Below are 11,990 nucleotides of genomic sequence, written 5' to 3' on the forward strand. Positions count from 1 at the left end.
AGATGGTACTTAGCCTAAGAAACGATTTACACCCGGTCCAAATAGGCCAGCACGGCGAGCACGCGCCGGTTGTCGTCCTCGGACATCGGCAGGTCCAACTTGCCGAAGATGTTCGCGATGTGTTTGCCGACCGCTTTCTCGGTGACGAACAGCCGGCCCGCGATCGCGCCGTTCGAACGGCCCTCCGCCATCAACGACAGCACTTCCCGCTCACGCGGCGTCAACGTGGTCAGCGGCTGGTCGCGCGCGCCGCGCGCGAGCAGTTGGTCGATGACCTCGGGGTCCATCGCGGTGCCGCCGGCGGCGACCCGGCGAATGGCGTCGACGAACTGCTTGACGTCCGACACCCGGTCCTTGAGCAGGTATCCCACCGCGCCGCCCCGGTCGGACAGCAGTTCGCGCGCGTAGAGCTGCTCCACGTACTGCGAGAGCACCAGCACCGGCAGCCCCGGCACCCGCTTGCGGGCCTCGATCGCGGCGCGCAGCCCCTCGTCGGTGAACGTCGGCGGCAGGCGCACGTCGACCACCGCCACGTCCGGGCGGTGGTCGACCAGGGCCTTGAGCAGGGCGGGACCGGAGTCGACCGCCTCCACCACGTCGAAGTCGTAGGCCTCCAGGAGCCGGATCAGCCCGTCCCGGAGGAGGACGAGGTCTTCACCGAGGACAACTCGCACGGCAGCTCCATGGTCACGATGGTCGGCCCGCCCACCGGGCTCGCGATGCCGAGTGTGCCGTCGAACGCCGCGAGCCGGCGCTCGATCCCGCGCAACCCACCGTTCTCCGACGGCTCCGCGCCGCCGCGCCCGTTGTCCCCGATCATCAACGACAACCGGCCGTCGTCGTGCCGCACCCGCACCCACGCGCTCGTCGCGCCGCTGTGCTTGGCCACGTTCGTCAACGTCTCGGCCACCGCGAAGTACGCGGCCGACTCGACCGGCGCCTCCGGCCGGCCGGTCAGCTCCAGGTCGACCTCCACCGGCAGCGGGTGCGCCAGCGCCAACGCGCGCAGCGCGCCGTCCAGCCCGCGGTCGGCCAGCACCGGCGGGTGGATGCCGCGCACCAGGTCCCGCAGCTCGGCCAACGCCTGGGAGGACGACTGGCGCGCCTCGGCCAGCAGCTCCTGCGCCGCCCGGGGGTCCTGGGCCAGCAGCTCCTCGGCCATGCCGAGGCTGAGCCCGAGCGCGACCAGCCTGGCCTGCGCGCCGTCGTGCAGGTCCCGTTCGATCCGGCGCAGCTCGGCGGCCTGCGCGTCGACCGTGTCGGCCCGCGAGTCGGCCAGCACGCGCACCCGGTCGGTGAGGGCGGCGGTCGCGCTGGGCGCGAGCAGCCGCCTGGCGACGGTCGCGTGCAGCCGGGCGGCGCGGGGCGTGGCCCACCACGCCAGCACCAGGAAGGCGATGCCCAGCAGCGGCGCGAGCACGAAGTTGCCCGGGGTGTCGCGGCCGATCGCGACGTACTCGACGTCCCCGCGGTCCAGCCAGATCAGCGGCACCGCGAAGCCCAGCACGCCGTTGATCCAGAACCCGACCGGCAGCACGCCGCAGAGCACCCCGGTGATCGCGTTGACGGGCAGGAACGCGAGGTCGCGCCACGTCGCCGGGTCGGTGGCGATGGTGCGGACCCTGGTCATCGGGCCGCGGTTCGCCGGCACCCGGTACGGCGCCGGGATCTCCACCTCCAGCACCCGCGAGGCCCACCAGCGGAAGAAGCCGGTGTAGCGGCGGGCCAGCGCGGTGAACACCAGCAGCAGCGGCACGCCGACGGTCACCAGGATCAGCGGGTAGGCGTAGAGCTGGAGCGGGATCAGCAGCAGCCCCGCCACGCACAGCGGCGTCCGGGCCAGCCCCAGTCCGGCCTGCGTCAGCCGGGTGCGGGCGGCTCGTACCAGGTCGCGGTCCGTCATGGCGCCGATTCTTCCGGCCGGCCCCCGGTAAATCGGTGGGTTTAACCCCCCAAAGCGATCTACAGATCGATCACGGTCCCGTCCGCGACGACCTCCACGCCCGCCTCGGCGATCTTCGCGTGCTCCGGCGACGCCGGGTCCAGCACCGGGTTGGTGTTGTTGAGGTGGGTGTAGATCCGCCGGGTCGCCGGGTGCCCGCGCAGCTCCGGCAGGCTGTGCGCGATCGGCAGGTGGCCCATCGCCGCCTGCCCGCTCGGCCTGCCGGTGGCCGCGCCCATCTCCGAGGGCGCGTAGAACGTGCCGTCCAGCAGCACCACGTCGGCCTCGGCCACCAGCGCGTCGAACCCGGGCGGCCAGGACGCCAGGCACGGCGCGTACAGCAGCACCCCGCCGGTGGCAGGGTCGCGGAACCGGTAGGCCACCACCCAGTGGCCCGCCACCGGCGAGTCGACGGCGTAGCGCGGGCGCTTGCCGCTCACCGGGAACGCGGTGACCTCCAGCCCGCCCACGAGCACCACCGCCTGCTCGGGCTCCACCTGCCGCCACGACCACTCGCCGTACGTGGCCAGGACGGCGCGCGTCGGCGCGAGCGCGTGCAGCACGGTCGCGGGCGCGTGCACGCGGAGCCCCGGCGCGCCCCGCAGCACCGCCAGGCCCAGCGTGTGGTCCAGCTCGGCGTCGGTGAAGAGCACCCCGCGCACCGGCGTGTCCCTCGGCCCGGGACCGGGCGCGAGGGCGGGCGTGGCGGCGAGCTGCGCGCCGACGTCCGGCGAGGCGTTGACCAACCACCACTCCGCCCCGTTCCCGCTGACCGCCAACGCGTCCTGCGTGCGCGCCGGCAACCGACCGGCCCGCACCGCCTCGCACGGCCCGCACGCGCAGTTCCACTGCGGCGCACCGCCGCCGGCGGCCGTCCCGAGCACGACCGCCCTCACCGCACCACCGCCCGGTGCTCCGCCTCGGCCGGCGGTCCCGCGAGGATCAGGTCGACCAGGCCCCGGTGCGGCGAGAGCGTGCACACCGGGTCCGTCGCCGACGCGTCGCCGGTCAGCTGGAACGCCTGGCAGCGGCACCCGCCGAAGTCCACCTCGCGCCGGGCGCACGAACGGCACGGGTCGCGCATCCAGTCGAAGCCCCGGAACGCGGTGAACGCGGGCGAGGTGTGCCAGATGTCGGCCAACGACCGGTCCTTCACGTTCTCCACGCCGAGCCCGTCGATCACCCCCGCCGCCGGGCACGGCAGCACGTCGCCGTTCGGCGCCACGGTCAGCTGCCGCGCGCCCCACCCGTGCATGCACGGCTTGGGGTGCGCCTCGTGGTAGTCGGCGATCACGTACACGATCTCCATCGCCGACCGCGCCTGCGCGGCGGCCACCACCTCGCCCGCCCGCGCCAACTGCTCCCTCGTCGGCAGCAGCGCGGCCCGGTTGCGCAGCGCCCAGCCGTAGTACTGGGTGTTGGCCAGCTCCAACCGGTCCGCGCCCATCCGCTCGGCGAGCGCGACGATCCCGCCGACGTGGTCGAGGTTGAGCCGGTGCAGCACCACGTTCACGGTCAGCGGCAGCCCCGCGTCCCGGATCGCCTCGGCCGCGCGGAGCTTCGGCTCGAACGCCTTCACCCCGGCGATCCGGTTCGCGCCCGCCTCGTCCGCGTCCTGCACGGACAGCTGCACGTGGTCGACACCGCGCAGCCCCGCGAGCCGCTCGGGGGTCAGCCCGAGCCCGCTGGTCACCAGGTTCACGTAGCAGCCGAGCCCGGCCGCGTGCTCGACCAGCTCCGGCAGGTCCTTGCGCGCCAACGGCTCGCCGCCGGACAGGTGGACCTGCAGCACGCCCAGCGCGCGGGCCTGGTCGAACACGTCGCGCCACCGCGCGGTGTCCAGCTCGTCGCCCCGCCCGACCAGGTCGACCGGGTTGGAGCAGTACCCGCAGCGCAGCGGGCACCGGTGGGTCAGCTCGGCGAGCAGCCCGAACGGCGCGTCCGCCCGAGGCGCCTCACCCATCGACGTCCACCACCCGGCGCGCCACCAGCCGTGCGACGAGCTCGGCCACGTCGTCCGCCTCCACCCCGTCGAACTCCTCGGTCAGCCGGCGCGCGATGCCCTCGACGGACGTGCGCCCGTCGCACAGCGCGACCACCGCCGCCGCGGTCTCGTTGAGCACCAGCACGCCTTCCGGGAACAGCACCACGTGGCTGTCCCGGGTCTCGTCGTACGCCGTCTTCACGCCCCGCCGCAGGCGCGGCACCGCGTCCAAGCCCGTCATGGTCGGCTCCGTCACGAGTAGTAGTCCACGGCGTCCAGCACCGCCCGCAGCACGTCGCACTTGAACGCCAGCGCGGCGACCGCCGCCTCCTGCTGCTCGCGCGTGCGGCAGTTGCGCACCACGATGTCCACAGTGGACTTCCCTTCGTCGGCGATCACCTTGAGCCGGGTGGTGAAGTAGGTGAAGCCCTCCTCCGCGATCCACGGGTAGTGCTCGCGCATGTCCACCAGCCGCCGCGCCATCAGCCCGCGGGAGAACATCTCGGTCAGCCCGGACGCCACCGCCTCCACCCACGGCCGCGTGCGGGCGAACGTCACGTAGGCGTCCACGGCGAACCGCACGCCCGGCAGCACGTGCCGCTCGTCCAGCACCTCCTCGCGGGTCAGCCCGACGGCCTCGGCCAGGCGCAGCCAGTTCTCCGCGCCACCGTCGCCGGGCCCGCGGCCGTCGTGCCAGACGATCCGCTCCCGCCACACCCGCCGGACCTCGACGTCCGGGCAGTTGGCCAGGATCGCGGCGTCCTTGCGCGGGATCGCCTGCTGGTAGTACCAGCGGTTGGCGGCCCAGAGCTGCAGCTCGTGCTTGCTCAACCGGCCCTCGTGCAGCCGCAGGTGGAAGGGGTGGCGGTCCCAGTAGAGGGGTGACAGGGCGCGCAGGCGCGCGGTGAACTCGTCCGGCGTCAACATCGGGGAGCCGGACGACTCGGGAGTGGGCACGGCGGCGGGCACCTCTCGGTACGCGGGCGCCGCGCCCCGCCGACGCGCGGCCGGCGGGGCGCGGCGGCGGGCTCAACTGCGAGCGGCGTAAGCGGTGACTTCCATGGGGGTGTCGACGTCCCGGAAATCGGGCTTGACCCAGGTGCGCTTCTCGGGCTCGGTGGTCATGCGCTCTACTCCTCGGATGCGTGGTGCTTCTCCGTGGGGCGGCGGTAACCCACCGTAGAGCTTGCGGCGGCTACCGCGCTAGTTCCAGTTCCGTGCGGCGGGTATGCGCCTCAACTGTTCCAGCACGACCGGATCTTGCAACTGCATCCACTGGATCACCTCTGTATAGGTGGCGCACACCGTTTCGGGCTTGACGCACACCTCGCCGAGGAACCCCTCCACCGCGTTGCTGAACGCGCCGCCCGCCCACTCGTTGAAGTGGTTGCCGATCACGATCGGCGCGCGGTTGCCGTTGACCGCGGACTGGTACACCGAGCGGTAGGTGTCCAGCACGATCCGGGTGTAGTCACCGGCCTTCTCGGGCTCCTCCTTGGCGCCGTTGAGCGCGTACCAGAGGTTGAAGTCCATCATCACGACCTGCTTGCCCAGCGCGGGCACGCGCACCTCCGGCATGGGGAACTCCCACAGGCCCTCGTGCACGAACGGCCACACCACCCCGAGGCTCACGTGGCTGGTGTCGTAGGCCAGGCCGTGACCGCGCATCGCCGGGAACGCCTGGCCCCACTGGCCCTCCAGGCAGGGCGTGCGCCCGCCGCGCACGGCCGTCGGGTCCAGCTTGAACCCGCGCTGCCGCGCCTTCTCCACGATCGCGAAGAACTGGTCGAGCTCCCGGTTCCACTGGTCGGTGTTCCAGGTGCCGACGTTCGGCTCGTCGCCGAGGCAGTAGTGGCCGTTGTAGTGCGTGCCGATCTCGTGGCCCGCGTCGATGGCCGCGTTGAGGTAGCCGATCCGCAGGTCCACGTCCGCGCGGCTGCCGCCGAACCCGATGGAGGAGTAGCCCGGCTGGTGCCCGGGGCCGGTGTAGGTGCCGCGGTCATCGGTCGGCACCAGGTACACGCCCGACAACAGGCCGGTGACGTGCGCGTTCGCCTGCGCGGCGATCGGCATGATCCGGTCCCAGTGCGGTTTGGACGCGGCGCCGTCGAACGAGAACAGCACGAACTGCGGCGGCTTCTCGCCGGGCTGCATGCGCCGCATCCACGCCGGGGGAGAGGCCGCGGCGGGCACGGCCGGCGCGGGGGCGGCGCTGGTGCCGCTGGTCGCGCGCGGCGCCATCGGCAGCGGCGCGGCCAGGTCGCCCACGTCGTTGCCCGGTCTGGATTCACGGGCTCCCAGGACGGCCAGCACCACCAGGGTGAGTGCCAGCGCGACGCCCGTGCTCAGCCAGCCCCATCGCTTCACAACCACAAGACGACGAGAAGTAGCGGGAGGTTGCCTCGCTGTGACAAGACCGCCGACCGCGCCCGGGTCAGGGCACGGGCGTCGCCGTCACGACCTGGTTCTCCTCGTAGCCGGTGTCGCCGCCGACCCACCGCCCGCCGCACGTCACCAGCACCAACCGGTGCCCGCCGCGCGGACCGAACAGCTCGACCGCCCGTGCCGGCAGGGCGTCCTTGCGGACCGCCTCGACCCGGCTGACCCGGAACCGGAACGCCCGGCCCGCCGTGTCGACCACGGTCACCTCCTGCCCGACCGCCATGCGCCACAGCTCGTCGAACGGCCCGGTCACGCCCTTCCAGTCCACGTGCCCGGCCAGCACCGTCGCGCCCTCGGCCGCGCCGAGGTCGACGCCCCACCACGTGGCCTCGCCGACGCCCTCCGGGATCGGCAGCGTGCCGTCCGCGGTGACCTCCTCGCGCACCAGGGTCGCCAACCCGCCCTCGGGCAGCCGCACCGTCCCCGGTTGCTGCTTGGGCGGTTCGGCGGGCGGCGGAGGAGTCGTGGTGGTCGTCGCCGGCGGCGGTGACGCGGGCGGGTTCGCGCCGGCCGGCATGCCCGCCAGGTCGACGCCGCGCCCGGAGCGCGCGCTGTCGCCCAACGGGTGCGGCACGACGGCGTCACCGGGGACCGGCCGGCCCGCGAGCACGACGTCCGGCGGCCGGGTGGAGACGAGCGCGGCGGAGGCGAGCAGAGCCGCCACCGCCGCGCCCGTCAGCAGAGCCTTCATCACGGACGCGGACCTCACCGGCGGGCGGTCGCCCGTCGCCGCACGAGCAGGCCGACCAGCGTCGCGCCGATCAGGACCACGCCGCCGAACCCGACCAGCGCGCCGGTCGACACCTCGGTGGTGTACGCGGCCCTCGCGACCACGCCCGCGCCCTGCGAACCGGCCTGGATCGTGATCGGGACGACCGGCTTGTCCGGCTTGTTGGTCAACGCGAGCGCCAGCGTCTGACCCGGTTCCACGGTCCCGCACACCTTGGGCGGCGCGTTGGGGTCGAAGAACTCCTCGTAGCCCTTGGCCGGCGCGACCTCGATCAGGCAGACCTCCTGCGGCGTGCGCAGGTCGGGCACGGTCGCGGTGCCGTCGGCGGCGGTCTGGAGCACGACCGGCGTGCCCTCGGGCCCGGTCAGCGCGGTGTCGTCCTGCCGCTTCGCGGGCTGCGAGCCGTCGGCCGCGGTGACCTTCAGCGCCACGCCCGCGATCGCCTTGCCGGTCTCCGCGTCGGTCTTGGCGACCTTCACCACGCCCGGCGGCGTCTTCGCGGTCGTCGACGCGTTCGCGGTCAGCTTCTTCTCGCCGCCGGTGGTGACGATCCGCTGCATGTCGTCGTCGGCGGGCACGTGGACCTTGGGCCGGTCGGCCGGGCTGTCCAGCTTCACCGTGAAGGACGGGTTCGGCCCGGTCGGCACGACCCGCACCGCCAGCGCCTTGCCGTCGGTGGAGGTGGTGAGCTCGCCGGTGGCGGCGCCGGACTCCAGCGTCGCGTCGGCCAGCTCCACGGTCACGGGCGCGCCGGCCACCTGCGCGCCGTCGGTCTTGGTGATGTCCACCACCCACGTGTCGGGGGTGCCGATGACCTGCGCCTTCTCGGGAGCGCTCACCTTGGCCGCCCACGGGCCGCGGTTGGCCGCCGCCTCGGCCTCCAGCCTGCCCACCGCCTGCTGGGCCTGGCCGAAGCGCCCGAGCTGCTGGAAGTGGAAGTCGGCGTGGTAGGCGATGTGCCGGAAGTCGCTGTTCGGGTCGAGGGAGATGCCGCGGGCCGGGTCCTCGTACGCGGTCCACGTGTGCAGCAGGTGCGCCAGCGCCGCGGCCTCGTCATCCGACCGGGTGTTCGCGTACCTCAACAGGAGGTACGAGATGCTGCCCGCGACGTCGTCGGCGAGCCGCGCGCCGCCCTTGGAGAGCAGCTCGTCGCCCTCCTTGTACTCCACCCTGCTGTCCGGCGCGAGCAGCGAGTACTGCACGCACCACACGAGCTGACCGCGCCACTTGTAGGCGCCGAGCCAGTCGCCGCCCGCCGGCTTGTCGCGGTACCCCTGCGCCTCGGTCTCGTGCCCCGGACCCTTCTCCACCACGGGCTGAGCCCCGGCCGAGGGCGCGGTCACGGGCGCCGCCAGCAGGGCCAGACCGGCCGCGAGCGCCGCGCCGGCGAGTCGTCTCCACACCATGTCGTCCTGAACCCCTCGGGCGCGCCGCTGGGCGTCGCCGGTCGGTGAGAGCTGCCGGGACTGAGCCTTACGGGTCCGAGATCACGTCGACAAGCCACCAGCGGGGTGGAACGGCGACTACGCTCCGCAGCGCGGGGTGTGGATTCGAGATCGACAGCCCGAGTAAAGTCGCTTTTACCCGACGGGAACCGATCGACTCGTGTGGTCGTTGAACCCCGTGACGGCGTCAGCACGCCACAGGAGGACGAGGTGCGTACCACCAGCAACCCCGCGTTCCGCAACCTGCCGACCAGCGGCGGTGGCGGTAACTACGCAGGCTTCGGCCAGCCCTACGAGGCGCAGCAGCACGGCGGCTACCAGGGCGCGCCGCCCACCACCGGCGAGCGCCCCATCACGATCGACGACGTGGTCACCAAGACCGCGACGACGCTCGGTGTGGCCATCCTCACCGGGTTCGTCTCGGCGTGGCTGGTGCTCTCCGGCCAGGTCGCGCCGTTCGCGCTCGCCGTGCCCGGCATGCTCATCGGGCTGGTCCTGGCCCTGATCATCATCTTCAAGCGCACGCCCAGCGGTCCGATGGTGCTCGCCTACTCGGCGGCGGAGGGCGTGTTCCTCGGCGCCATCACCGGTGTGTTCGAGGCGATCTTCCCGGGCATCGCCTGGCAGGCGATCCTGGGCACGTTCGGCGTCTTCGGCGCGATGCTCGTGGTCTACAAGACGGGCGCGATCCGCGTCACCCCGCGCCTGACCAAGTGGATCATCGGCGCCACCGTCGGCGCGGTCGTGCTCATGCTCGGCAACCTGGTCATGGGCATGTTCGGCGTGAACATGGGCCTGCGTGACGGCGGCACCCTGGCGATCATCTTCAGCCTGGTGGTCATCGGCATCGCGGCGTTCAGCTTCCTGCTGGACTTCGAGGCGGCTAACGAGATGATCCGCGGCGCGATGCCCGCCAAGTACGCCTGGCTCGCGGCGTTCGGCCTGATGACCACGCTCGTCTGGCTGTACCTGGAGATCCTGCGCCTGCTGTCGTACTTCCAGAACGACTAGCACCACCCGCGCACCCGAAGGGCGCCCCGGCCACCGCCGGCGGCGCCCTTCGCGCGTGTCGGGCGTTCAGTCGCCCCAGGCCGTTCAGCCGCGCCAGGTGTGGTCGTCCTCCATCGCCGAACCGACCTCGACCAGGCACGGCACGCACAACGTCTCGCTCCGCGACCGCAGCACGTGCTCCGGCGGCACGGAGTGGGCGCAGGCCGCCTCGAAGTACGCCTCCGAGGCCTGTTCCACGGCGAACGCGTGGCACAGCCGGTCGTACCCGCTGTGCCACCACACGTACGGCATCGTCACCCGACACCTCCCTACTCAAGGGTAGGACGACGGGTAACGGTAATCGTGACGCGGTTCAGCTCAACCGCTCGACGACCATCGCCATGCCCTGGCCACCGCCGACGCACATGGTCTCCAGGCCGAACTGCTTGTCGTGGAACTGCAGCGAGTTGATCAACGTCGTGGTGATCCGCGCGCCGGTCATCCCGAACGGGTGACCCACGGCGATCGCGCCGCCGTTGACGTTGAGCCGGTCCAGGTCGATGCCCAGGTCCCGGTAGGACGGGATGACCTGCGCCGCGAACGCCTCGTTGATCTCCACCAGGTCGATGTCCGAGATCGACATCCCGGCCAGCGCCAGCGCCCGCTTCGACGCCTCGACCGGCCCGAGCCCCATGATCTCCGGCGACAGCCCGGACACGCCGGTCGACACGATCCGCGCCAGCGGCGTGATGCCCAGCTCCTTCGCCTTCACGTCGCTCATGATCACCAGCGCCGCCGCGCCGTCGTTCAACGGGCAGCAGTTGCCCGCCGTCACCCGGCCGTCCGGCCGGAACACCGGCTTGAGCCCCGACACGCCCTCGATCGTCACGCCCGGCCGCGGGCCGTCGTCGGCCGACACGACCGTGCCGTCCGGCAGCGTCACGGGCGTGATCTCGCGCGCCCAGAAGCCGTTGGCGATGGCCTTCTCGGCGAGGTTCTGCGACCGCACGCCGAACTCGTCCATCTCCTGCCGCGTCACGCCCTTGGCCAGCGCCAGGTTCTCCGCCGTCTGGCCCATGGCGATGTAGATGTCGGGCACCTGCCCGTTGCGCCGCGGGTCGACCCACTCCGACGCGCCGGACTCCGCCACGGCCGCCGTGCGGGCCTCCGCGTCGGCGAACGCCGGGTTGTGCGTGCCCGGCCACGAGTCGGACGAGCCGCGCGCGAAGCTCGACACCGTCTCCACGCCGGCGCTGATGAACACGTCGCCCTCGCCGGCCTTGATCGCGTGCAGCGCCATCCGGGTCGTCTGCACGCTCGACGCGCAGTAACGGGTCACCGTCGTGCCGGGCACGTTGTCGTAGCCCGCCAGCACGGACACCACGCGGCCCATGTTGAAGCCCTGCTCGCCGCCGGGCAGGCCGCAGCCGAGCATGAGGTCGTCGATGTCGTTCGGGTCGAGCTGCGGCACCTTGGCCAGCGCGGCCTTGAGGACCTGCATGGTCAGGTCGTCGCCCCGCACGTCCTTGAGCGAGCCCTTGCCCGCGCGCCCGATGGGCGACCGGGCGGTGGAGACGATCACGGCCTCAGGCATTACGGAACTCCTTTGTTTCGCCGCAACGTGTGACGTGCAGCCTAGTTAACGCCCGTTCAGCGCGGCCACCACTCGTGACGAAGGACGCCGCACAGCGGCGCCAGCAGGATCGAGGTCGCCGCCTCGTACCCGGCCGCGCTCGGGTGGAACCGGTCCCGGCTGAAGTAGTCGGCGTGCCGCGCCCGGAACTCCGCCGCGAGCAGGTCGCCCATCGCGACCGCGACGCCGCCCGCCCGTTCCACCTCGACCCGCTGCGCCCGCGCCAACCGCCGCGACCACTCCCGCGCCACCGACCGCGCCGGTTCCGCGATCGGCCGCACCGTGCCCAGGTCAGGGCACGTGCCGACGACCACGCCGACCCCCGCCGCACGCAGCCGCCGCACCTGCGCGCCCAGCAACGCCGCCGACCCCGCGATCGACAGCCGCGTCGTCACGTCGTTCGCGCCGATGATCACCAGCGCCACGTCCGGCGGGTCGGCCACCACCCGGTCCACCTGCGCCGCCAGGTCGCGGGTCGTGGACCCGGAGATCGCGTACGTCTCCAGCCGCACGGGCACGCCCACCTCGTCGGCCATCCCGGTCGCCAGCACCACGCCCGGCAGCTCGGCCGGGTCGTCCACCCCGAGCCCGGCCGCCATCGAGTCGCCGAGCACGGCGAACCGCACCGGCGTCCCGTCGCCGTCCCCGTACACGGCGTCGGCGCGCAACGGCGGCTCGGCGGGCGCCCCGATCACCACCCGCGCCCGCCGCGACTGCTCGCTGACCAGCCCGTACGCCACTCCGGTCAACCCGCCCAACGCCCCCGCGACCACCGCGAGGAGCCGAAACCCCCGCATCGGACCCTCCGCTCTCCCGATGCCCAT

At 72.8% G+C, this 11,990-nt stretch carries 14 protein-coding genes; 1 reads left to right on the top strand and 13 read right to left on the bottom strand.

Features of this window, described 5'->3' with window-relative positions:
* Positions 1–26 precede the first annotated feature (26 nt).
* The 10 genes from ACZ7GX_RS07995 to ACZ7GX_RS08040 all read right to left on the bottom strand — a co-directional run bounded on the left by ACZ7GX_RS07995 (position 27) and on the right by ACZ7GX_RS08040 (position 8,504).
* Positions 27–674, bottom strand: a complete 648-nt coding sequence (locus ACZ7GX_RS07995) for a LuxR C-terminal-related transcriptional regulator (RefSeq protein ID WP_230567391.1) — start codon at positions 672–674, stop codon at positions 27–29.
* Positions 626–1,903, bottom strand: coding sequence for a sensor histidine kinase (locus tag ACZ7GX_RS08000; RefSeq protein ID WP_498774128.1), 1,278 nt, complete (start codon positions 1,901–1,903; stop codon positions 626–628). The genes ACZ7GX_RS07995 and ACZ7GX_RS08000 overlap by 49 nt, the downstream gene beginning before the upstream one ends.
* A gap of 59 nt (positions 1,904–1,962) precedes the next feature.
* On the bottom strand, positions 1,963–2,838 hold the full coding sequence (pqqB, locus tag ACZ7GX_RS08005) for a pyrroloquinoline quinone biosynthesis protein PqqB (RefSeq protein WP_498774130.1): 876 nt from the start codon (positions 2,836–2,838) through the stop codon (positions 1,963–1,965).
* Entirely contained in the window at positions 2,835–3,905 is a 1,071-nt protein-coding gene (pqqE, locus tag ACZ7GX_RS08010) for a pyrroloquinoline quinone biosynthesis protein PqqE (protein WP_498774132.1), read from the bottom strand. The genes pqqB and pqqE overlap by 4 nt, the downstream gene beginning before the upstream one ends.
* Positions 3,898–4,167, bottom strand: a complete 270-nt coding sequence (gene pqqD, locus ACZ7GX_RS08015; protein WP_498774134.1) for a pyrroloquinoline quinone biosynthesis peptide chaperone PqqD — start codon at positions 4,165–4,167, stop codon at positions 3,898–3,900. The genes pqqE and pqqD overlap by 8 nt, the downstream gene beginning before the upstream one ends.
* Positions 4,168–4,178: 11 nt before the next feature.
* Positions 4,179–4,853, bottom strand: a complete 675-nt coding sequence (pqqC, locus tag ACZ7GX_RS08020) for a pyrroloquinoline-quinone synthase PqqC (RefSeq protein ID WP_498774640.1) — start codon at positions 4,851–4,853, stop codon at positions 4,179–4,181.
* A gap of 102 nt (positions 4,854–4,955) precedes the next feature.
* Positions 4,956–5,051: a pyrroloquinoline quinone precursor peptide PqqA gene (gene pqqA / locus ACZ7GX_RS08025; protein WP_077008179.1), complete on the bottom strand. Its 96-nt coding sequence runs from the start codon at positions 5,049–5,051 to the stop codon at positions 4,956–4,958.
* 78 nt (positions 5,052–5,129) lie between these two features.
* Positions 5,130–6,293, bottom strand: coding sequence for a polysaccharide deacetylase family protein (locus tag ACZ7GX_RS08030; RefSeq protein ID WP_498774136.1), 1,164 nt, complete (start codon positions 6,291–6,293; stop codon positions 5,130–5,132).
* Positions 6,294–6,360: 67 nt separating this feature from the next.
* Positions 6,361–7,059, bottom strand: coding sequence for a class F sortase (locus ACZ7GX_RS08035; protein ID WP_498774138.1), 699 nt, complete (start codon positions 7,057–7,059; stop codon positions 6,361–6,363).
* Positions 7,060–7,073: 14 nt separating this feature from the next.
* The gene (locus ACZ7GX_RS08040) at positions 7,074–8,504 is read right to left on the bottom strand and encodes an MSCRAMM family protein (protein ID WP_498774140.1); all 1,431 of its coding nucleotides are present in this window, start codon (positions 8,502–8,504) and stop codon (positions 7,074–7,076) included.
* 249 nt (positions 8,505–8,753) lie between these two features.
* On the opposite strand from ACZ7GX_RS08040, the gene ACZ7GX_RS08045 reads away from it, so the two are divergent.
* Positions 8,754–9,554, top strand: coding sequence for a Bax inhibitor-1/YccA family protein (locus ACZ7GX_RS08045; protein ID WP_498774142.1), 801 nt, complete (start codon positions 8,754–8,756; stop codon positions 9,552–9,554).
* Between the two features lie 84 nt (positions 9,555–9,638).
* Here ACZ7GX_RS08045 and ACZ7GX_RS08050 read toward each other — a convergent pair whose 3' ends face one another.
* The 3 genes from ACZ7GX_RS08050 to ACZ7GX_RS08060 are packed head-to-tail and all read right to left on the bottom strand — an operon-like array spanning position 9,639 to position 11,963.
* Positions 9,639–9,851: a hypothetical protein gene (locus tag ACZ7GX_RS08050; protein WP_498774144.1), complete on the bottom strand. Its 213-nt coding sequence runs from the start codon at positions 9,849–9,851 to the stop codon at positions 9,639–9,641.
* A gap of 55 nt (positions 9,852–9,906) precedes the next feature.
* Entirely contained in the window at positions 9,907–11,127 is a 1,221-nt protein-coding gene (locus ACZ7GX_RS08055) for an acetyl-CoA C-acetyltransferase (RefSeq protein ID WP_498774146.1), read from the bottom strand.
* A 56-nt stretch (positions 11,128–11,183) separates the two neighbouring features.
* Positions 11,184–11,963, bottom strand: a complete 780-nt coding sequence (locus ACZ7GX_RS08060) for an SGNH/GDSL hydrolase family protein (RefSeq protein WP_498774147.1) — start codon at positions 11,961–11,963, stop codon at positions 11,184–11,186.
* Positions 11,964–11,990: the final 27 nt, after the last annotated feature.

Source organism: Actinosynnema sp. NPDC037264, from assembly GCF_055603705.1.

Coding starts and splice junctions, on each gene's coding strand:
- ACZ7GX_RS08060 (WP_498774147.1), bottom strand. CDS start 11,963: ATGCGGGGGTTTCGGCTCCTCGCGGTGGTCGCGGGGGCGTTGGGCGGG.
- ACZ7GX_RS08055 (WP_498774146.1), bottom strand. CDS start 11,127: ATGCCTGAGGCCGTGATCGTCTCCACCGCCCGGTCGCCCATCGGGCGC.
- ACZ7GX_RS08000 (WP_498774128.1), bottom strand. CDS start 1,903: ATGACGGACCGCGACCTGGTACGAGCCGCCCGCACCCGGCTGACGCAG.
- pqqC (WP_498774640.1), bottom strand. CDS start 4,853: ATGTTGACGCCGGACGAGTTCACCGCGCGCCTGCGCGCCCTGTCACCC.
- pqqA (WP_077008179.1), bottom strand. CDS start 5,051: ATGACCACCGAGCCCGAGAAGCGCACCTGGGTCAAGCCCGATTTCCGG.
- ACZ7GX_RS08040 (WP_498774140.1), bottom strand. CDS start 8,504: ATGGTGTGGAGACGACTCGCCGGCGCGGCGCTCGCGGCCGGTCTGGCC.
- pqqE (WP_498774132.1), bottom strand. CDS start 3,905: ATGGGTGAGGCGCCTCGGGCGGACGCGCCGTTCGGGCTGCTCGCCGAG.
- ACZ7GX_RS08035 (WP_498774138.1), bottom strand. CDS start 7,059: ATGAAGGCTCTGCTGACGGGCGCGGCGGTGGCGGCTCTGCTCGCCTCC.
- pqqD (WP_498774134.1), bottom strand. CDS start 4,167: ATGACGGGCTTGGACGCGGTGCCGCGCCTGCGGCGGGGCGTGAAGACG.